The 19018-nt window shown below is 71.4% G+C and carries 16 protein-coding genes; 4 read left to right on the plus strand and 12 right to left on the minus strand.

Annotated features, from left to right (window positions below):
- Positions 1–302: 302 nt before the first annotated feature.
- From hisH to hisD, 4 genes are read right to left on the minus strand one after another with little or no spacing between them, the layout of a single operon-like run.
- On the minus strand, positions 303–953 hold the full coding sequence (hisH, locus tag A6Q81_RS03915; protein ID WP_286689596.1) for an imidazole glycerol phosphate synthase subunit HisH: 651 nt from the start codon (positions 951–953) through the stop codon (positions 303–305).
- Positions 953–1555 (minus strand): imidazoleglycerol-phosphate dehydratase HisB, encoded by a 603-nt coding sequence (gene hisB, locus A6Q81_RS03920; RefSeq protein WP_067858212.1) that lies wholly within the window; start codon positions 1553–1555, stop codon positions 953–955. Before hisB ends, hisH begins: the two co-directional genes overlap by 1 nt.
- Positions 1552–2643, minus strand: coding sequence for a histidinol-phosphate transaminase (locus A6Q81_RS03925; protein ID WP_067858215.1), 1092 nt, complete (start codon positions 2641–2643; stop codon positions 1552–1554). The genes hisB and A6Q81_RS03925 overlap by 4 nt, the downstream gene beginning before the upstream one ends.
- The gene (gene hisD, locus A6Q81_RS03930) at positions 2643–3944 is read right to left on the minus strand and encodes a histidinol dehydrogenase (RefSeq protein WP_286689597.1); all 1302 of its coding nucleotides are present in this window, start codon (positions 3942–3944) and stop codon (positions 2643–2645) included. Before hisD ends, A6Q81_RS03925 begins: the two co-directional genes overlap by 1 nt.
- A 43-nt stretch (positions 3945–3987) precedes the next feature.
- On the opposite strand from hisD, the gene A6Q81_RS03935 reads away from it, so the two are divergent.
- Together A6Q81_RS03935 and ybaK are read left to right on the plus strand one after the other, a co-directional pair.
- Positions 3988–5205 carry a benzoate/H(+) symporter BenE family transporter gene (locus A6Q81_RS03935; RefSeq protein ID WP_286689598.1) on the plus strand — a complete coding sequence of 406 codons (1218 nt, stop codon included), beginning with the start codon at positions 3988–3990 and terminating at the stop codon, positions 5203–5205.
- Positions 5180–5671 (plus strand): Cys-tRNA(Pro) deacylase, encoded by a 492-nt coding sequence (gene ybaK, locus A6Q81_RS03940; protein WP_286689599.1) that lies wholly within the window; start codon positions 5180–5182, stop codon positions 5669–5671. Before A6Q81_RS03935 ends, ybaK begins: the two co-directional genes overlap by 26 nt.
- Here the strand turns inward: ybaK and A6Q81_RS03945 are convergent.
- The 5 genes from A6Q81_RS03945 to A6Q81_RS03965 form a co-directional block, all read right to left on the minus strand.
- A complete protein-coding gene (locus tag A6Q81_RS03945; protein WP_286689600.1) occupies positions 5637–6149 on the minus strand; it encodes a hypothetical protein in 513 nt (170 codons plus the stop codon). The two genes, ybaK and A6Q81_RS03945, sit on opposite strands and share 35 nt — an antisense overlap.
- 11 nt (positions 6150–6160) lie before the next feature.
- Positions 6161–9715, minus strand: a complete 3555-nt coding sequence (gene dnaE, locus A6Q81_RS03950; RefSeq protein WP_067858230.1) for a DNA polymerase III subunit alpha — start codon at positions 9713–9715, stop codon at positions 6161–6163.
- A gap of 127 nt (positions 9716–9842) precedes the next feature.
- Entirely contained in the window at positions 9843–10646 is an 804-nt protein-coding gene (locus A6Q81_RS03955) for an ABC transporter permease (protein ID WP_067858231.1), read from the minus strand.
- A complete protein-coding gene (locus A6Q81_RS03960; protein ID WP_067858235.1) occupies positions 10643–11623 on the minus strand; it encodes an ATP-binding cassette domain-containing protein in 981 nt (326 codons plus the stop codon). Before A6Q81_RS03960 ends, A6Q81_RS03955 begins: the two co-directional genes overlap by 4 nt.
- Positions 11624–11735: 112 nt before the next feature.
- Positions 11736–12962, minus strand: a complete 1227-nt coding sequence (locus A6Q81_RS03965) for a pyridoxal phosphate-dependent aminotransferase (RefSeq protein WP_286689601.1) — start codon at positions 12960–12962, stop codon at positions 11736–11738.
- 168 nt (positions 12963–13130) lie between these two features.
- On the opposite strand from A6Q81_RS03965, the gene A6Q81_RS03970 reads away from it, so the two are divergent.
- On the plus strand, positions 13131–14099 hold the full coding sequence (locus A6Q81_RS03970; RefSeq protein WP_286689602.1) for a putative endonuclease domain-containing protein: 969 nt from the start codon (positions 13131–13133) through the stop codon (positions 14097–14099).
- 75 nt (positions 14100–14174) lie between these two features.
- Here the strand turns inward: A6Q81_RS03970 and A6Q81_RS03975 are convergent, their stop codons facing one another.
- Genes A6Q81_RS03975 through A6Q81_RS03985 form a run of 3 tightly spaced genes read right to left on the minus strand, consistent with a single transcriptional unit; the run spans position 14175 to position 16104 of the window.
- Positions 14175–15116 carry an RluA family pseudouridine synthase gene (locus tag A6Q81_RS03975; protein WP_067858247.1) on the minus strand — a complete coding sequence of 314 codons (942 nt, stop codon included), beginning with the start codon at positions 15114–15116 and terminating at the stop codon, positions 14175–14177.
- Positions 15113–15667, minus strand: coding sequence for a signal peptidase II (gene lspA / locus A6Q81_RS03980; RefSeq protein WP_236749715.1), 555 nt, complete (start codon positions 15665–15667; stop codon positions 15113–15115). The genes A6Q81_RS03975 and lspA overlap by 4 nt, the downstream gene beginning before the upstream one ends.
- A 35-nt stretch (positions 15668–15702) precedes the next feature.
- A complete protein-coding gene (locus A6Q81_RS03985; RefSeq protein WP_067858249.1) occupies positions 15703–16104 on the minus strand; it encodes a TraR/DksA family transcriptional regulator in 402 nt (133 codons plus the stop codon).
- Between the two features lie 285 nt (positions 16105–16389).
- On the opposite strand from A6Q81_RS03985, the gene ileS reads away from it, so the two are divergent.
- A partial coding sequence (gene ileS / locus A6Q81_RS03990) for an isoleucine--tRNA ligase (protein WP_286689603.1) occupies positions 16390–19018 on the plus strand: 2629 nt, incomplete at its 3' end.

Here is a 19018-nt window from a genome sequence, read left to right on the forward strand (position 1 = left end):
CCATTCCACGCAGACGCTGGGGGGTCGGCCCGCGCTGAGCCGTTGCCGGGTGGTCTCGATACGTCAGGACGTGCTCGCTGGCGCTCGCCGTCCTGACTACTCGACCAGCGGGGCCTCCCGCCGGTCGAGTAGGCCGACCGGCGACGAAGGAGCACGGTCGGACGTATCGAGACCACTCCACGCAGACGCTGGGGGTTGGCCCGCGCGGGGCCGTTGCCGGGTGGTCTCGATACGCGGCACGGAGCTCCTTCGTCGCCCGTGCCGCTACTCGACCAGCGGACGCGTCGACCGGCGGAGGCGGGTCAGAGGGTGGCGAGCCAGTTCTCCAGGAGGCGGCGGCCGGCGTCGCCGGACTTCTCCGGGTGGAACTGCGTGGCCCAGAGGGGGCCGTTCTCGACGGCGGCGACGAAGCGGTCGCCGCCGTAGTCGGTCCACGTGACCCGCGGGGCGGTGAACGACGTGCCCTGGACGTCGAGCTCCCACCGGCGCACGCCGTAGGAGTGCACGAAGTAGAAGCGCTCGTCCTCGAGACCGGCGAACATCCTCGAGCCGTCGGGCACCTGGACCGTGTCCCAGCCCATGTGCGGGACGATGGGGGCCTGGATGCGCTCGACCGTGCCGGGCCACTCGCCGCAGCCGACGGAGCGGACACCGTGCTCGATGCCCTCGCCGAAGAGGATCTGCATGCCCACGCAGATGCCCAGCACGGGACGGTTCGCGATGAGCCGGCGCTCGATGATGCGCTCGCCGTTGACCGCGCGCAGCCCCTCCATGCAGGCCGCGAATGCGCCCACGCCGGGCACGAGCAGGCCGTCGGCCGTCTCGGCGACCGCCGGGTCGGACGTCAGCGTGACGTCGGCGCCGGCGCGCTCGACCGCGCGGACGGCCGAGCGCAGGTTGCCGGAGCCGTAGTCGAGCACCGCGACCGTGGGCCGCGACGTCGCGGTCGGCACTACAGCGCCCCCTTGGTCGACGGGATGCCCGTCTCCCGCGGATCGATGGCGACGGCCGCGCGCAGCGCCCGCGCGAGCGCCTTGAACTGGCACTCGGCGATGTGGTGCGGGTCGCGGCCGGCGGTGAGCGTCATGTGCATCGTCAGGCCCGCGTGGTGGGCGATCGACTCGAACACGTGCGAGGTCAGCGAGCCGGAGTAGTCACCGCCGATGACCACGGTGATCTGCCGCTCGGGCTCGCCGGTGTGCACGAAGTAGGGCCGACCGGACACGTCGACCGTGCAGGTGGCGATGGCCTCGTCGAGCGGGACGGTCGCCGTGCCGTAGCGGGTGATGCCGGCCTTGTCGCCGAGCGCCTCGCGCAGCGCGTCGCCGATGCCGATGGCGGTGTCCTCGACCGTGTGGTGGGCGTCGATGTGCAGGTCGCCCTCGGTGCGGACCGTCAGGTCGATGAGCGAGTGCCGCGACAGCGCCGTGAGCATGTGGTCGTAGAAGCCGACCCCGGTGGAGATGTCGTGCGTGCCGGTGCCGTCGAGGTCGAGCTCGACGACGACGTGCGACTCCGAGGTCTTCCGCTCGATGCGGGCAGTCCTGCTGCTCATGCGATGACCTCCTGGAGTGCCGTGAAGAACGCGTCCATCTCGGACGGCGTCCCGATGGAGACGCGCAGCCATCCTAGGGGTCCGGTCTCGCGGATGAGCACGCCACGGTCGACGAGGGCCTGCCAGGTGGCGTGCCTGTCCTCGAAGGTGCCGAAGAGGACGAAGTTGGCGTCGGAGTCGGCGACGGTGAGCCCGAGGCCGCGCAGGCGCTCGGCGGTGCGGTCGCGCTCGACCCGCAGGGCGTCGACGTTCGCGAGCAGCTCGTCGGTGTGCCGCAGCGCCGCCAGCGCGGTGGCCTGCGTGACCGACGACAGGTGGTACGGCAGCCGGACGATGCGCAGCGCGTCGACGACGTCGGCGTGGGCGGCGAGGTAGCCCAGACGGCCGCCGGCGAGGGCGAACGCCTTGCTCATGGTGCGGGTGACGATCAACCGTCCGTGGTCGGCGAGCAGCTCGAGCGCGCTGGGCGTGCCGGCGCGCCGGAACTCCGCGTACGCCTCGTCGACGACGACCATGCCGGGTGCGGCGTCGAGCACGGCCCGAGTGTGGGCCGGGTCGAGCGCGGTGCCCGTCGGGTTGTTCGGCGAGGTCAGGAACACGACGTCGGGCTGCTCGGCGTCGATGAGCGCGACCGCGGCGTCGACGTCGATGCCGAAGTCGTCGCGCCGACGTCCCGCGACCCATCGGGTGTGGGTGTTGCGCGCGTACTCGGGGTACATCGAGTAGGTCGGCGCGAAGCTCAGCGCGGTGCGCCCCGGCCCGCCGAAGGCCTGCAGGACCTGCTGCATGATCTCGTTCGAGCCGTTCGCCGCCCACACGCGCGACGCGTCGAGGTCGACGGCCGGCGTGTCGCGCGACAGGTAGGCGGCGAGCCCCTCGCGCAGCGCGGCGGCCTCGCGGTCGGGGTAGCGGTTGAGCTCGAGCGCAGCGGTGCGCACGGCCTCGGCGACGTCGGCGGCGGCCGCCTCGCTCGGCCCGTACGGGTTCTCGTTGGTGTTGAGCCGCACCGGCACGTCGATCTGCGGCGCGCCGTACGGCTCCTCGTCCCGGAGCTCCTCACGCACCGGGACCCAGTCGGGAACGGCCATTACCGGGTCCGGCCCGTACGGATCCCCACCGCGGCACCGTGCGACGGGAGGTCCTCCGCGTTCGCCAGCACCTCGACGTGGTGCCCGACCTCGCGCAGGGCGGCCTCGGTGTAGGTGACGACGTGCACGTTCTTGCAGAACGCGCGCACCGACAGGCCCGAGGAGTGACAGGCGCAGCCGGCCGTGGGCAGCACGTGGTTGGACCCGGCGGCGTAGTCGCCGAGGGAGACCGGCGTCCACGCGCCGACGAAGATCGCGCCGGCGTTGACGATGCGTGCTGCGACGCCGGCCGCGTCGGCCGTCTGGATCTCGAGGTGCTCGGCGGCGTAGGCGTTGGCGACGTCGACGGCCTGGTCGAGGTCGGCGACCAGCACGATCGCCGACTGCGGTCCGGCGAGCGACGTGCTGATGCGCGCCTGGTGCGTGGCGGTCGGGACCTGGCGCTCCAGCTCGGCGGTCACCGCGTCGGCGAGCGCGTCGCTGGGCGTGACGAGCACGCTGGCGGCCATCGGGTCGTGCTCGGACTGGCTGATGAGGTCGGCCGCGACGAAGGCGGGGTCGGCGGTGTCGTCGGCGATGACGGCGATCTCGGTGGGGCCGGCCTCGGAGTCGATGGCGACCGTGCCCTGCAGGTAGCGCTTGGCGGCGGCCACGTAGATGTTGCCCGGTCCGGTCACGAGGTCGACGGGCTGCACGCTGCCGCCGGTGGCGACGCTGCCGTAGGCGAGCAGCGCGAGGGCCTGCGCTCCCCCGGCCGCGTACACCTCGTCGATGCCGAGCAGCGCGCACGCCGCGAGGATCGTCGGGTGTGGGAGGCCGTCGAACTCCGCCTGCGGGGGCGACGTGAGGGCGATCGAGCCGACACCCGCCACCTGCGCCGGGACGGTGTTCATGACGACGGTGCTGACGAGCGGGGCGAGCCCACCGGGCACGTAGAGACCCACGCGCTGCATGGGCACGATGCGCCGCTCGACCGTGGCGCCGGGGGCGACGGTCGTGACGACCGTCTGCTCGAGCTCGGCCTCGCACGTGGTGCGCAGACGCGCGATCGACTCCTCCAGACCGGCGCGGATCGCGGGGTCGAGGTCGGCCAGCGCCTTCTCGAGGTACTCCGGCGCGACCCGCAGCGACGCGGGACGGACGCCGTCGAAGCGCTCGCCGTACTCGAGCACGGCCTCCTCGCCGCGGGCCCGGACGTCGTCGCACAACGGCCCGACCACGTGCAGCGCGTGCTCGACGTCCTGCTGCGCGCGGGGCAGCTCGGCGGTCGGGTCGGTGCGGAGGTCGAGTCGTCTGATCACGCACCGATTCTAGGGACCGTCCCCTCGCCTAGGATCAGGCCCCGTGACGTCCCGCGACCTGCAGCAGCCGATCGTGGCCGGCGTGGTCACCGCGGTGGTCGGGTTCACGTCGTCCTTCGCGGTCGTGCTCGCGGGTCTGCGCGCCGTCGGCGCCTCGCCCGACGAGGCGGCCAGCGGGCTCCTGGCGCTCACGGTCGCGTTCGGCCTGCTCATGTCGGGGCTCGCGGTGTGGACTCGCCTGCCGGTCACGCTGGCGTGGTCGACGCCGGGCGCGGCGCTGCTGGTGAGCACCGGACCGGTCGAGGGTGGCTGGCCCGCCGCCGTCGGCGCGTTCGTGCTGACCGGCGTGCTGCTCGCCCTCACCGGGCTCGTCCCCTGGCTCGGTCGGCTGGCGGCCGCGATCCCGGTGCCGCTGGCGCAGGCGATGCTGGCGGGCGTGCTGCTGCAGCTGTGCCTGGCGCCGTTCACCGCCCTGGCGGACGCGCCCGCCGCGGTCGGCCCGGTCGTGCTGGTCTGGCTGCTCGCCACCCGCTGGGCGCCCCGCTGGGCGGTCCCGCTGGCGCTGCTCGGCGCCTTCGTCGTCATCGGCGTCTCCCTGGCCACGACGGGGACCTCGGTGCCCACCGGGCACCTCCTCCCCCGCCTCGAGCCCACGACGCCGACGCTCACCGTCGCGGCGGTGGTCGGCATCGCCGTGCCGCTGACCGTCGTCACGCTGGCCTCGCAGAACGTGCCGGGCGTCGCGGTGATGCGCAGCTTCGGCTTCACCGTGCCGTGGCGCGCGTCGATGGTCACGACCGGGGCGGGGACGTCGGCGGCGGCCGTGTTCGGCGGTCACGCCATCAACCTGGCCGCGATCTCGGCCGCGCTCGCGGCGGGCGACGGCGCGGGCCCACGCGAGCGGCGCTGGGTGGCGGCGTTCGCGGCGGGTCTCGTCGCCCTGCTCCTCGCCCTCACCTCCGGTGCGCTGGTCGCGGTCACCGAGGCCGCGCCGGCCGGCATCGTCGAGACGGTCGCCGGCCTGGCGTTGCTCTCGACGTTCGCCGCGTCGATGGTCGCGGCGCTCGCCACCGACACCGGACGCACGAGCGCCACCGTCACGTTCCTCGTCGCCGCGTCGGGTCTGCAGCTGTTCGGCGTCGGGGCGGCGTTCTGGGCCCTGGTCGTCGGCCTCGTCGTGCGGGCGACGCTGGAACGTCGCACCGCAGCGTCCGTGGAGCAGGAGGAGGCCGCCGATGGCGCGGAAGACGTCCGACGCTGAGGCGACGCCGGCGCTCGCGGCCGTGCTGCGCGCCGGCGTCGAGCACCAGGTGCACCGCTACGTCCACGACCCTCGCTCGACGTCGTACGGCTGGGAGGCGGCCGAGGCGCTGGGCGTCGAGCCCGACCGCATCTTCAAGACGCTGGTCGCCGACGTCGACAGCGAGCTCTGCGTCGCGGTGGTGCCCGTGACCCTCCAGCTCGACCTCAAGGCGCTCGCAGCGACCCTCGGCGGCAAGCGGGCCGCGATGGCCGACCCGGCGCGGGCCGAGCGGGCCACCGGCTACGTCGTCGGGGGCATCTCGCCGCTCGGCCAGAAGCGCGCGCACCGCACGGTCGTCGACGAGACCGCGGAGCTGTGGGACACGCTCCACGTCTCGGGTGGTCGGCGCGGGCTCGAGATCGAGCTCTCCCCCGCCGACCTGCTGCGGCTCACGGGTGGAGTGCCGGGGCCGATCGCTCGCTGACGTCGGGGCGTCGGCCGGCCGCCCAGGTGACGACGAAGACGCCGACCAGCCCCGCGATCGCCCACACCACGAAGGACGCCGGCGAGTCCACGGCCAGACGGGCCGAGATGCTGTCGCCGAGCTGCGGCGACCGGACCGCCTCGGGCCCGTCGGGGCCGAGCAGGACGCCGAGACGCCAGGTGAGCACCGACGCGGCCAGCGTGGCCGCGACGGTCAGCGGCACGACCACCCAGCCGAGCCGGCGCAGCACGAAGCCGGCGACGAGGCCCCAAACAGCCGCCACGGCGGCGCCGATGGCCACGAACAGCAGCTCGACGCCGACCTGGGCACCCGCGGCCTCCTCGGTGAGCACGACACCCTGCTGCGTGACCTCCCACTGCGGCGGCGACGCGAGCTGGACCCACAGCACCGCGGCGCCCGCGGCGAGCACGAGCAGACCCACCACCAGGGCGACCACCTGCACGACCGTGCGCCTCATTCCTGATCCCTTCATCCCAGGCAATGGGGCCCCAGGAGCTCCTTGAGGTCGGCGATGAGCGACGAGGACGGCTTGACCCGCAGGCTGTCGTCGAGACGCATGACCTTCGTGGTGCCGGTGCCGACGAGGCGCAGGTGCACCTCGGTCATGCCCGGGTGGCTGCCCAGCACCTGCTTGAACGTGCCGATGGTGTCGCTCGTGCACCGCGCGACCGGCAGCGTGACGACGACGGGGGCGTCGGCCTGCCCGCCCGAGCCCATGGCCGGCATGGTCACCTCGAGCGCGTTGAGCTCGACGCTGTCGTCCTTGCGGCGCAGACGTCCCTTGACGACCACGACGGTGTCGGGCACGAGCACGGGAGCCGCGAGGTTGTACGCGCCGGGGAAGACCATCACGTCGATGCTGCCGTCGAGGTCCTCGACCGTCACGAGCGCCCACGTGTCGCCCTTCTTGCTGAGCCGGCGCTGGACGGCGGTGATGAGCCCACACACCCGCACGGTCGTGCCGTCGGGGCGCTCGGCGTCGGCGATCAGGTCGCCGATCGAGCAGTCGCTGCTGGCCTTCAGCACGTGCTCCAGCCCCATGAGGGGGTGGTCGGAGACGTAGAGGCCGAGCATGTCGCGCTCGAACGCCAGGAGCTGGGTCTTCTCCCACTCCGGCATGTCCGGCACGCTGACGGTGACGCCCGTGAACGCGTCGTCCATCCCGCCGAACAGGGAGTCCTGGCCGATCGCGGCGTTGCGCTTGAGGTCGATGTACTGGTCGACGGCGTCCTCGGCGATCGTCGTCAGCGCGCGACGACGGTGGCCCAGCGAGTCGAACGCGCCGGCCTTGATGAGGGAGTCGAGCACGCGCTTGTTGCACACGTGCGTGGGCACCTTGTCGAGGAAGTCGGTGAAGTCCTTGTAGGGGCCGTTGTCCTCCCGGCCCGCGACGATGCCGGCCACGACGTTCTCGCCGACGTTGCGCACGGCGCTCAGGCCGAAGCGGATGTCCTCGCCCACCGAGGCGAAGTTCGAGACCGAGTCGTTGACGTCGGGCGGCAGCACCTGGATGCCGAGCCGGCGGCACTCCGCGAGGTAGATGGCCGACTTGTCCTTGTCGCCGCGGGTGCTCGTCAGGAGCGCCGCCATGTACTCGGCCGGGTAGTTGGCCTTCAGGTAGGCGGTCCAGTAGGAGATGACGCCGTACGCGGCGGAGTGCGCCTTGTTGAAGGCGTAGTCGGAGAACGGGAGCAGGATCTCCCACAGTGCGGTGATGGCCGCCTGGGAGTAGCCGCGCTCGAGCATGCCGGCCTGGAAGCCCGCGTACTGCTTGTCGAGCTCCTCCTTCTTCTTCTTGCCCATCGCGCGACGCAGGTTGTCGGCCTGTCCGAGGCTGAACCCGGCCAGGACCTGGGCGATCTCCATCACCTGCTCCTGGTAGACGATCAGGCCGTACGTCTCCCCCAGGACGTCCTTGAGCGGCTCCTCCAGCTCGGGGTGGATCGGCTCGATCGCCTCGCGGCCGTTCTTGCGCCGGGCGTACTTGTTGTGGGAGTCCGCACCCATCGGGCCGGGGCGGTACAGCGCGCCGACGGCCGAGATGTCCTCGAACTTGTCCGGACGCATGCTGCGCAGCAGGGCGCGCATGGGGCCGCCGTCGAGCTGGAACACGCCGAGCGTGTCGCCGCGCGACAGCAGGTCGTACGTGGCGGGGTCGTCGAACGTGAGGTCCTCCAGGACGACCTCCTCGCCCCGGTTGGCCCTGATGTTGAGGAGGGCGTCGTCGAGGACGGTCAGGTTGCGCAGACCCAGGAAGTCCATCTTGACCAGCCCGAGCGACTCGCACATCGGGTAGTCGAACTGGGTGATGATCGCGCCGTCCTGCTCGCGCCGCATGATGGGCACGATGTCGACGAGCGGCTCGCTGCTCATGATGACGCCGGCCGCGTGCACGCCCCAGTTGCGGATCTGGCCCTCGAGGCCGAGCGCCGTCTCGTAGATCTTGCGGACCTCGGCGTCGCTCTCGTGGAGCTCGCGGAACTCCTTGCCGTCGTTGAAGCGCTTGTGGCTCGGGTCAAACAGCTGCTTGAGCGGCACGCCCTTGCCCATGATGTCGGCCGGGAGTGCCTTGCTGATCCGCTCGCCCATGCTGAACGGGTAGTCGAGGACGCGGTTGGCGTCCTTGATGGCGGCCTTGGACTTCAGCCGCCCGAAGGTGGCGATGTAGGCGACGCGGTCGTTGCCGTACTTCTCGCTGACGTAGCGGATGACCTCGGCGCGCCGACGCTCGTCGAAGTCGATGTCGAAGTCGGGCATCGAGGGACGCTCGGGGTTGAGGAAGCGCTCGAAGATCAGGCCGTGCGTGAGCGGGCACAGGTCGGTGATGCGCAGCGCGTACGCGGCGATCGAGCCCGCGCCGGAGCCACGACCCGGCCCGACCCGGATGCCGTTGTCCTTCGACCAGTTGATGAAGTCGGCGACCACGAGGTAGTAGCCGCAGTAGCCCTTGGTCTTGATGACCTCGAGCTCCATGTCGACGCGGTCGCGCACCTCCTGGGTGAGCGCGTCGCCCGGGTAGCGCGACTCGATCCCGCGCCAGACCTCCTTGACGAACCAGCTCTCCTCGGTCTCGCCCTCCGGCACGTCGGCGCGCGCCATGTAGCCGCCGGTGTTCTCGGAGAACTCGACGTCGCAGCGCTCGGCGATGAGGAGCGTGTTGTCGCACGCCTCCTTCATGCCGTAGCGGTCCTCCCACAGCTCGCGCATCTCGGCCGCGGACTTCACGTAGTAGCCGCCGCCGTCGAACTTGAGCCGCTTGGGGTCGGCGATCGACTTGCCCGACGCGACGCAGATGAGCGCGTCGTGGGCGTCGGCGTCCTCGGGGTGCGTGTAGTGGCAGTCGTTGGTGGCCACGGGCGGCAGCCCGAGCTGCTTGCCCAGGCGCAGGAGGTCGTCGCGGACCTCCCGCTCGATCGGGATGCCGTGGTCCATCAGCTCGAGGAAGAAGTTCCCCTTGCCGAAGATGTCCTGGAAGTCCGACGCCGCCTGGACGGCCTCGTCGTACTGCCCGAGCCGCAGCCGGGTCTGGACCTCGCCCGAGGGGCACCCCGTGGTGGCGATCAGCCCGGAGCTGTACTCGGCGAGCAGCTCGCGGTCGGCGCGGGGCTTGTAGTAGTAGCCCTCGAGGCTCGAGCGCGACGACAGCCGGAAGAGGTTGTGCATGCCCTCCGTCGTGGAGGCCAGCATCGTCATGTGCGTGTAGGCGCCGCCACCGGCGACGTCCTTGCCGCCCTCCTCCTCATCGCCCGTGAGACCACGGCCCCACTTGACCTTGCGCCGCTCGCTGCGGTGCGTGCCGGGCGTCAGGTAGGCCTCGATGCCGATGATCGGCTTGACGCCGTGCTTGCGGGCCTTGGACCAGAAGTCGTAGGCGCCGTGCACGTTGCCGTGGTCGGTCATCGCGATGGCCGGCATGCCGAGCTCGGCGGTGCGCGCGAACATGCCGTCGAGCAGTGCGTGACCGTCGAGCATCGAGTACTCCGTGTGGTTGTGCAGGTGCACGAAGGACGAGTCGCTCGGCATCGGGTGATGCGCCTCCAGACATGGCGGACGGACGGCCCCGAGGGGCGGTGGAGGGGAAGGAGGCCAGCCTACGCGAGGGTCCCGACCCGTCCCGCCAGCACATGCGGGGACGGGTCGGGATCGGTCCTCAGCGCGCGGCGGAGACCCGGTAGCGGCGGATCGAGAGCGGCACGAAGACCACGAGGATCAGCGCCACCCACAGCAGTGTGTACAGCACGGGGTGCTGCAGGCTCCACGCCGTGCTGTCGACCGGGCCCGCGGGCACGTTGCCGAACAGCTCGCGACACGCCTGGGTGACCGCCGAGACCGGGTTCCACTCCACGAACGGGCGCAGGAAGGAGTTGAAGTCCTTCGTCGGGACGAAGGCGTTCGACACGAAGGTGAGCGGCATGATGACGATGAACGAGGCGTTGTTGATCACCTCGACGCTCGGCACGATCAGCCCGACGTAGGCCATGACCCAGCTGACCGCGTACGCGAAGAGCAGGAGCAGCAGGAACCCGCCCAGCATGTCGAGGACGCCCTCGCGCGCCCGCCAGCCGACGAGCAGGCCGGTGAGCGCCATGATGACGAGCGACAGGACGTTGTAGATGATGTCGGACGTCGTGCGACCCACGAGCACCGCCGACGGTGACATCGGTAACGACCGGAAGCGGTCGATGATGCCCTTCTGCATGTCCTCGGCCAGGCCGGCGCCCGTGAACGTCGCCCCGAAGACGACGGTCTGGGCGAAGATGCCGCCGATCAGGAACTCGCGGTAGTTCAGGCCCTGGCCCGCGTCGATCGCCCCGCCGAAGACGAACGCGAACAGCAGGACGAACATGATCGGCGAGATCAGGACGAACACGAGGATCTCGGGGACCCGCTTGATCTTGATGACGTTGCGCTTGGCGACGACCCAGCCGTCGCTCACGACCCGGGTGGCGTTCATGCGGTGGCCTCGTCCTTCTGGTCGGTGGCGGCGTCCGACGCGGTCGCGTGACCGGTCAGGCTGAGGAAGACGTCGTCGAGCGTCGGGCGGCGCAGTCCGACGTCGACGACGGCGAGCTGCTGCTCCTGCAGGGCCTGCAGGACGGTGGCGAGGCGCGCGACGCCGTCGGTGACGGGCGCGGACAGGCCCCGGCCGTTCGCGTCGACCTGCACCTCACCCGTGGCGACGGTCGCGAGGAGCCGGGCGGCGGCGTCGCGGTCGGCGGGGTCGGCGACGACGACCTCGACCCGCTCGCCACCGGTCCGGGCCTTCAGCTCGTCGGCGGTGCCGCGGGCGATGGCGCGGCCGGAGTCGATGACGACGATCTCGTCGGCGAGGACGTCGGCCTCCTCCAGGTACTGCGTGGTGAGCAGCAGGGTGGCACCCGAGCGGACGAGCTCCTGGATGACGCCCCACATCTGCTGCCGCGCGCGGACGTCGAGCCCGGTGGTGGGCTCGTCGAGGATGATCACCGGCGGGGCCGCGACGAGCGCGCCGGCGAGGTCGAGCCGACGTCGCATGCCACCGGAGTAGGTCTTGGAGGGCCGGTCCCCCGCGTCGGCGAGGTCGAAGCGCTCGAGCAGCTCGCGCGCGCGGTCGCGGGCCTGCGTGCGACCCATCCCGTACAGCCGCCCGATCATGTCGAGGTTCTCGAAGCCCGTGAGGTACTCGTCGACCGCGGCGTACTGGCCCGAGAGGCCGATGCGTGCCTTGACGCCCTCGGGGTCGCGCGCGACGTCGACCCCGGCGACCTCGGCGGTGCCGCCGTCGGCCTTGAGCAGGGTCGCGAGGATGCGCACGGCGGTGGTCTTGCCCGCCCCGTTGGGGCCGAGCAGGCCCAGGACGGTGCCCTCGGGCACCGACAGGTCGAGGCCGGACAGCGCCTCGACCCCTTTGTAGCGCTTGACGAGCCCGGTGGCCCGGATCATGTCGGCCATCAACTACCTCTCCGCCCTGTGTTCCGGGATGGAACACCTGGGGACGATCATGCCCTGTCGCGCCGACAGAACTCATCGTCCGAAGGGATGAGATCCGGACCCCCGGGCGAGCTCAGTCCTGGCGGTAGCTGGCGAGGAAGTTGCCGAGGCGCTGGATGGCGTCGCGCAGGTCCTGCGCCCACGGGAGGGTGACGATCCGCAGGTGGTCGGGGTCGGGCCAGTTGAAGCCCGTGCCCTGCGTCAGGAGGATCTTCTCCTTCAGGAGCAGGTCGAGCACGAGCTGCTGGTCGTCGCGGATCTCGTGCACCTCGGGGTCGAGTCGCGGGAACACGTAGAGGGCGCCCTTGGGCTCCACGACGGACACGCCCGGGATGGCGTTGAGCTCCTTGACGGCGGTGTCGCGCTGCTCGACGAGCCGACCGCCGGGCAGCACGAGGTCCTTGATGCTCTGGTACCCGCCGAGCGCCACCTGGATGGCGTTCTGGGCCGGGACGTTGGGGCACAGGCGCATCGACGCGAGCAGCGTGATGCCCTCGAGGTAGTCGCGCGCGCCCTCCAGCGGTCCGGTGACGACGAGCCAGGCGGCGCGGTAGCCGCACACGCGGTAGGCCTTGGACAGGCCGTTGAAGGTCAGCGTGAGGACGTCGGGCGCGAGCGTCGCGAGCGAGACGTGCTCGGCGTCGTCGTAGAGGATCTTGTCGTAGATCTCGTCGGACATGAGGACGAGCCCGTGCCGGCGCGCGAGGTCGGCGATGCCGGCGAGCGTCTCCCGCGAGTAGACCGCGCCCGTCGGGTTGTTCGGGTTGATGACGACGATGACCTTCGTGCGCTCGGTGATCTTGGACTCGAGGTCCTCCAGGTCGGGGTTCCACTCGTTCTGCTCGTCGCACCGGTAGTGCACGGGCGTGCCGCCGGCCAGGTTGGTCACGGCCGTCCAGAGCGGGTAGTCCGGGATGGGGATGAGCACCTCGTCGCCGTTGTCGAGCAGCGCCTGCAGGGCCATCTGGATGAGCTCGGAGACGCCGTTGCCGATCCACACGTCGTCGACGTCGAGCGCGGGGAAGCCGTCGACCAGCTGGTAGTGGTGCACGACGGCGCGGCGAGCCGACTGGATGCCACGGGAGTCGGAGTAGCCGGCGGAGTCGGGCAGGGCGGCGATGACGTCCTGCAGGATCTCCGCAGGCGCGTCGAACCCGAACGGCTGCGGGTTGCCGATGTTGAGCTTGAGGATCCGGTGCCCCTCGGCCTCCAGGGCGGCGGCGCGGGCACTCACGGGTCCGCGGATGTCGTAGAGGACGTCCCTCAGCTTCTCGGACTGGCGCACACGCTGGCTGGGCATGCCGTCATCCTCCCAGACGCCCCTCCCCTCCCCACTGAGTGTGACGCTCCCTCCCCCTGAGCGTGACGTTTGCGGGCCAGAACCCGAGGAATCGGCCCGCAAACGTCACGCTCAGCGGGGTGTGGACGGCGGGATGACCGCGTGCGCCGTCGACGCGACGGTGGGGCCATGCACGCACGTCGCACCGCGCACCACCTTCGGGCCGGCCTCACCCCCGACGTGGCGCGGGGGCCGGCGATGGAGCGCCGCGCCCACGGCCTGCTCAGGGCGACCGGTCTGGACGCTCCCGCGCACCTGCAGCGCGTCGACGACGCCGTCGGGCTCCTCCTCCCCGGCACGGCGCTCGGGGGCTGGGCCTCGCTGCTCCTCCAGGGCAACAACTGGTTCGACGGGCGGACCGGCGACGGGGTGCGACCAGCGCTCGTCCACTGTTCGCCCGGCACCCAGCTCCGACGTCGCGAGGTGATCACGCCGTTTCGCGGACGGGTCCTCGCCGAGGAGCTCACTGTCGTCGACGTCGGTGAACATGTCGCCGTGACGACACTCGCTCGAGCCGCCTTCGACGAGGCCCGGATCGCACCGGACCTGCGGGCCGCCGTCGTCGCGATCGACATGGCGGTGAGCACCACGCACCGTCGACCCCGTACGACGCTTGACGCCGTACGTCGGGTCGAGGCTCGTCACGTCAAGGTCCGCGGCGTCGTGCAGGTCCGCAAGGCCCTGTCCCTCGCGTCCGAACGCTCAGCGAGTCCGGCCGAGACCCGCACCCGGCTCGTCGCCCAGCTCGACGCAGGTCTGACCGGCCTTCGAGTGAACGCTCCGCTCTTCGACCTCGACGGCGTGCTGCTCGGGGTCGCCGACCTCGTCGACCCCGAGACCGGGCTGGTGATCGAGACCGACGGAGCAGGGCACCGTGAGATCGAGCAGCACACGCTCGACAACCGTCGCGAGGAGGCCTTCGAGCGCGCCGGGTGCGTGGTCGTGCGCGCCACGGCCCTCGATCATCGCGATCGGTGGGGCTTGAGCGCGCGCATCGTCCGGGGCCGGCTCGACGCCGCCCGGACGTCTCGACGTCGCTGGACGCTCGACCCTCCCCCGTGGTGGTCCACCTGGCCCGGCGCCCGACCCTGGCACTGACCCGCTGAGTGTGACGTTTGCGGGCCGCGGAGCGCTGAGCCACCCCGCAAACGTCACGCTCAGGGGGTGGGTGGGTCAGTGGGCGTCGCGGACGACGTCGAGGGCGTGGGCGAGGTCGGACGGGTAGGGGCTCTCGAAGTCGACGCGCTCGCCGGTGGTGGGGTGGTCGAAGCCGAGGTGGACGGCGTGCAGCCACTGCCGGTCCAGCCCGACCCGGGCCGCGAGCGTCGGGTCGGCGCCGTACTGCAGGTCGCCGACGCACGGGTGGTGCAGCGCGCTCATGTGCACGCGGATCTGGTGCGTGCGACCCGTCTCGAGCTTGATGGTCAGCAGCGACGCGAACCGGTGCGCCTCGAGCGTGTCGTAGTGCGTGACGCTGGGCCGGCCGTCGGCGCGCACCGTGAACTTGAAGTCGTGCTTCGGGTGCCGGGCGATGGGGGCATCGATCGTGCCGGTGTGCGGGTCGGGGTGGCCCTGTACGAGCGAGTGATACGTCTTCTCGACCGTGCGGTCGCGGAAGGCCTGCTTGAGGACGCTGTACGCCCGCTCGGACTTCGCGATCGTCATGAGCCCGCTCGTGCCGACGTCGAGGCGCTGCACGATGCCCTGCCGCTCGGGCGCGCCCGACGTGGAGATGCGGACCCCGGCGCCGGCCAGGTGCCCGACGACCGTGGGTCCCTCCCACCCGACGCTGGGGTGGGCGGCGACGCCGACGGGCTTGTCGACGACGACGATGTCGTCGTCCTGGTAGACGATGCTCATGCCCTCGACCTGCTCGGCGACGACGGTCGCGACGCGGGGCGCGGGGATCGTGGCCTCGAGCAGCGAGCCGGGCTCGACGCGCTCGGACTTCTGCGGCACCTGCCCGTCGAGGAGCACGTGGCCCTCGGCGACCAGCTCGCTCGCGCGGGTGCGCGAGAGTCCCAGCAGACGCGCCAGGGCGGAGTCGACGCGCTCGCCGGCGAGACCCTCGGGCACCGCGATGACCCGGTGCTCCTGCCCGACCCCGGCGCTCATGCGCGGTCCTTCGCGCCGGACTCGTCGGCCTCGGCGCGGGTGCCGTCGATGCCGACGCCCTGCCAGGTGCGGATGACGACGAGGACGGCCGCGACGGTCAGGTAGATGTCGGCGACGTTCCCGACGAAGAACCCGCCGTAGTCGATGAAGTCGACGACGTGGCCGCGGAAGGGTCCGGGCTCACGGAAGACGCGGTCGGTGAGGTTGCCGAGCGCACCGGCCAGCAGCAGCACCAGCGCGACGGTCCAGACCCGGTCGCGCAGCCGGGCCGCGAGCCGCACGACCGCGACGCAGACCGCGATCGCGACAACGCTGAGCAGCACCGTCATGGAGGCGCCCATGCCGAACGCCGCACCGGGGTTGCGCAGGAACGTCAGCTCGAGGACGCCCGGCACGAGACGGATCGGCTCGGCGCGGTCGGCGAGCCGGTCGACGGCGAGCACCTTGGTGAGCTGGTCGACGACCCAGGCGGCGGCGACGACGGCGAGGAACAGCGGCACGACCCGGCGACGGGGCGTGGGCACGGAGGCCGCTTCGGAGGATTCAGGCATCGCCGTCATCGTCCCACGTGGGCCCACGCGCAGGGTCAGCGACGCTCCTCGCGCTGCTTGCACGACTTGCAGAGCGTGGCACGCGGGAAGGCCTGCAGGCGCAGCTTGCCGATCGGCTCGCCGCACGTCTCGCAGGCCCCGTAGGTGCCCTTGCCGAGCCGGTCGAGCGCCTTCTCGGTCTGCAGCAGGAGCACGCGCTGGTTCGCGGCGAGCGACATCTCCGCGTCGCGCTCGAGGCTCGTGGAGCCGACATCGGCCTGGTCGTTCCCGGCGCCGTCGACGCCGTCGCGCAGCAGGTCCTGCAGCTCCTTGGCGGAGAGGTCGAGCTCCTTGCGGAGCCGGACGAGGTCGTCCTCCAGCTCGGCGCGGACGGCCGCGGTCTCGTCGGAGGTCCAGGGATCCTCGTCGCCCCGCACGGCCAGGGTGGTCTCGGTCATGCGGGAACAGTAGACCCGGGCCCCTGGCGACACAACTTCGCCCAGGGCACGGTCGGGCCGGCGGGCGGAGTACGCTGTCACCAGCAGCGTCCGAGCCGTCATCAGCGGCGAGCTTCCGGAAGAACGGGCCTCCCCCGAGGCCTCAGTAGAACCGGACGGGTGGCCCGTCACAGCCGTTCGACGAGTGGTCGCGGTCGGCAGGTCCGACGGCGGCAACCGAGGTGGTACCGCGGTCCTCCCCAGGGTCGTCCTCGAGGCAGAGAACGACCCTCCAGGAGCAGCCGCATGACGTACCCCAAGGCGCAGACGGGCCTCGACCAGCCCGCCGGCGACGTCCCCTCCACGCCGCGCTTCCCCGACATCGAGGAGCGCGTCCTGGCGTACTGGAAGGACGACGGCACCTTCCGCGCGAGCGTCGACGCCCGCGACCCCGGCGACGACGGTTCGAACGAGTTCGTCTTCTACGACGGTCCCCCGTTCGCCAACGGCCTGCCCCACTACGGGCACCTGCTGACCGGCTACGTGAAGGACCTCGTGCCCCGCTACCAGACGATGCGCGGCCGCCGGGTCGAGCGTCGGTTCGGCTGGGACACGCACGGGCTGCCGGCCGAGCTCGAGGCGATGCGGCTCAACGGCATCAAGACGACCGACGAGATCGTCGCAATGGGCATCGACCGGTTCAACGAGGCGTGCCGCGCGTCGGTGCTGAAGTACACCGGCGAGTGGGAGGCGTACGTGACGCGCCAGGCCCGCTGGGTCGACTTCGAGCACGACTACCGCACGCTGAACCCGGAGTACATGGAGTCGGTCATCTGGGCGTTCAAGCAGCTGCACGAGAAGGGCCTCGTGTACGAGGACTTCAGGGTGCTGCCCTACTGCTGGAACGACGAGACGCCGCTGTCGAACCACGAGCTGCGGATGGACGACGACGTCTACCAGAACCGTCAGGACCCGGCGGTCACCGTCGGCTTCGAGATCACGACGCCGGGCCAGCTGCAGGGCGCCCGCCTGATGATCTGGACGACGACGCCGTGGACGCTGCCGTCGAACCTCGCGGTCATGGTCGGGACCGGCATCGACTACGTGGCCGTCGACCACGGCGGCACCTCCCTGGTGATGGCCGAGGCCCGCCTCGGTGCGTACGCGCGCGAGCTCGGCGACGAGCCCGCCGTCGTGTGGCGCGGCACGGGGGCCGACCTGGTCGGCCTGGTCTACGCGCCGCCGTTCTCCTACTACGCCGACCACGAGAACGCGTTCCGCGTGGTCGCGGCCGACGAGGCCGTCACGACCACCGACGGCACCGGCCTGGTGCACAGCGCCGGCGCGTTCGGCGAGGTCGACAAGGAGGTCACCGACCGTGAGGGCATCGCGCCCGTCATGCCCGTGGCGAAGGACGGTCGGTTCACGGAGCCGGTCAGCCACTACGCCGGCATGCAGGTCTTCGACGCGAACCCGCACGTGATCGACGACCTCAAGAACGGCACGGGCGCGGTCACGTCGGGCACGCTGCTGCTGCGGCGCGAGACGTACGACCACTCCTACCCGCACTGCTGGCGCTGCCGTCAGCCCTTGATCTACAAGGGCGTCGAGTCGTGGTTCGTCCGCGTGACGGCGTTCAAGGACCGCATGGTCGAGCTGAACCAGCAGATCCGCTGGGTGCCCGACCACATCCGCGACGGCCAGTTCGGCAAGTGGCTGGAGAACGCGCGCGACTGGTCGATCACCCGCAACCGGTTCTGGGGCTCCCCCGTGCCGGTGTGGAAGAGCGACGACCCCGCGTACCCGCGGATCGACGTGTACGGCTCGTTCGAGGAGATCGAGCGCGACTTCGGCACGCTGCCGCTGAAGGACGGCGTGCCCGACCTGCACCGTCCGTACGTCGACGACCTGGTGCGTCCGAACCCCGACGACCCGACCGGGACGTCGATGATGCGCCGCGTGCCCGACGTGCTCGACGTCTGGTTCGACTCCGGGTCGATGTCGTTCGCGCAGAACCACTACCCGTTCGAGAACGGCGAGTGGTTCGAGGGACACTTCCCGGCCGACTTCATCGTCGAGTACATCGGCCAGACGCGCGGCTGGTTCTACACGCTGCACGTGCTGGCGACGGCGCTGTTCGACCGGCCCGCGTTCGAGACGTGCGTCAGCCACGGCATCGTCCTCGGCTCCGACGGCAACAAGATGAGCAAGTCGCTGCGCAACTACCCGGACGTCTCGGAGGTCTTCGACCGCGACGGCGCCGACGCGATGCGCTGGTTCCTCATGGCGTCGCCGATCCTGCGCGGCGGCAACCTGGTGGTCACCGAGCAGGGCATCCGCGACAGCGTGCGCCAGGTGATGATCCCGCTGTGGAACAGCTGGGCGTTCCTGGGGCTGTACGCGAACGCGGCCGAGTACGACGCGCGTCCGCTGGAGGCGGCTCCGGCCGACCCGCTCGACCGGTACGTGGTGGCAAAGCTGGGCCGCTGGGTGCGCGAGATGACGACCTACCTCGACGACTACGCCATCGCCGAGGCCTGCGAGTCGACGCGCGACTTCCTCGACGTCCTGACGAACTGGTACATCCGGCGCTCCCGCGAGCGGTTCTGGCTGTCGGACGCCGAGGGCGAGCTCACCGACGAGCAGCGCGCGCCGTTCGACACCCTCTACACCGTGCTCGAGACGGTGTGCCGCGTCGTCGCGCCGCTGCTGCCGCTGGTCAGCGAGGAGATCTGGCGTGGCCTCACCGGCGGGCGCTCGGTGCACCTGACCGACTGGCCCGACGCCGACGCGTTCGTCGTCGACGACGCCCTCGTCGAGGCGATGGACCAGGTGCGTGAGGTCTGCTCCGCCGGCTCGGCGTTGCGCAAGGCGGCGGCCCTGCGCGTGCGGCTGCCGCTGCCCCTGCTCGAGGTCGCCGTGCCCGACCCTGCTG

The sequence above is a fragment of the Aeromicrobium sp. REDSEA-S38_B2 genome (assembly GCF_001628525.1).
In the GTDB taxonomy this organism is placed as follows: Bacteria; Actinomycetota; Actinomycetes; order Propionibacteriales; family Nocardioidaceae; genus Aeromicrobium; species Aeromicrobium erythreum.

What these genes read in the sequence shown, in the direction of transcription:
- hisB (WP_067858212.1), bottom strand. Translation starts at nt 1,555, where the DNA reads ATGAGCAGCAGGACTGCCCGCATCGAGCGGAAGACCTCGGAGTCGCAC.
- A6Q81_RS03925 (WP_067858215.1), bottom strand. Translation starts at nt 2,643, where the DNA reads ATGGCCGTTCCCGACTGGGTCCCGGTGCGTGAGGAGCTCCGGGACGAG.
- ybaK (WP_286689599.1), top strand. Translation starts at nt 5,180, where the DNA reads ATGGCGCGGAAGACGTCCGACGCTGAGGCGACGCCGGCGCTCGCGGCC.
- A6Q81_RS03945 (WP_286689600.1), bottom strand. Translation starts at nt 6,149, where the DNA reads ATGAGGCGCACGGTCGTGCAGGTGGTCGCCCTGGTGGTGGGTCTGCTC.
- dnaE (WP_067858230.1), bottom strand. Translation starts at nt 9,715, where the DNA reads ATGCCGAGCGACTCGTCCTTCGTGCACCTGCACAACCACACGGAGTAC.
- A6Q81_RS03955 (WP_067858231.1), bottom strand. Translation starts at nt 10,646, where the DNA reads ATGAACGCCACCCGGGTCGTGAGCGACGGCTGGGTCGTCGCCAAGCGC.
- A6Q81_RS03960 (WP_067858235.1), bottom strand. Translation starts at nt 11,623, where the DNA reads ATGGCCGACATGATCCGGGCCACCGGGCTCGTCAAGCGCTACAAAGGG.
- A6Q81_RS03965 (WP_286689601.1), bottom strand. Translation starts at nt 12,962, where the DNA reads ATGCCCAGCCAGCGTGTGCGCCAGTCCGAGAAGCTGAGGGACGTCCTC.
- A6Q81_RS03970 (WP_286689602.1), top strand. Translation starts at nt 13,131, where the DNA reads ATGCACGCACGTCGCACCGCGCACCACCTTCGGGCCGGCCTCACCCCC.
- A6Q81_RS03975 (WP_067858247.1), bottom strand. Translation starts at nt 15,116, where the DNA reads ATGAGCGCCGGGGTCGGGCAGGAGCACCGGGTCATCGCGGTGCCCGAG.
- lspA (WP_236749715.1), bottom strand. Translation starts at nt 15,667, where the DNA reads ATGCCTGAATCCTCCGAAGCGGCCTCCGTGCCCACGCCCCGTCGCCGG.
- A6Q81_RS03985 (WP_067858249.1), bottom strand. Translation starts at nt 16,104, where the DNA reads ATGACCGAGACCACCCTGGCCGTGCGGGGCGACGAGGATCCCTGGACC.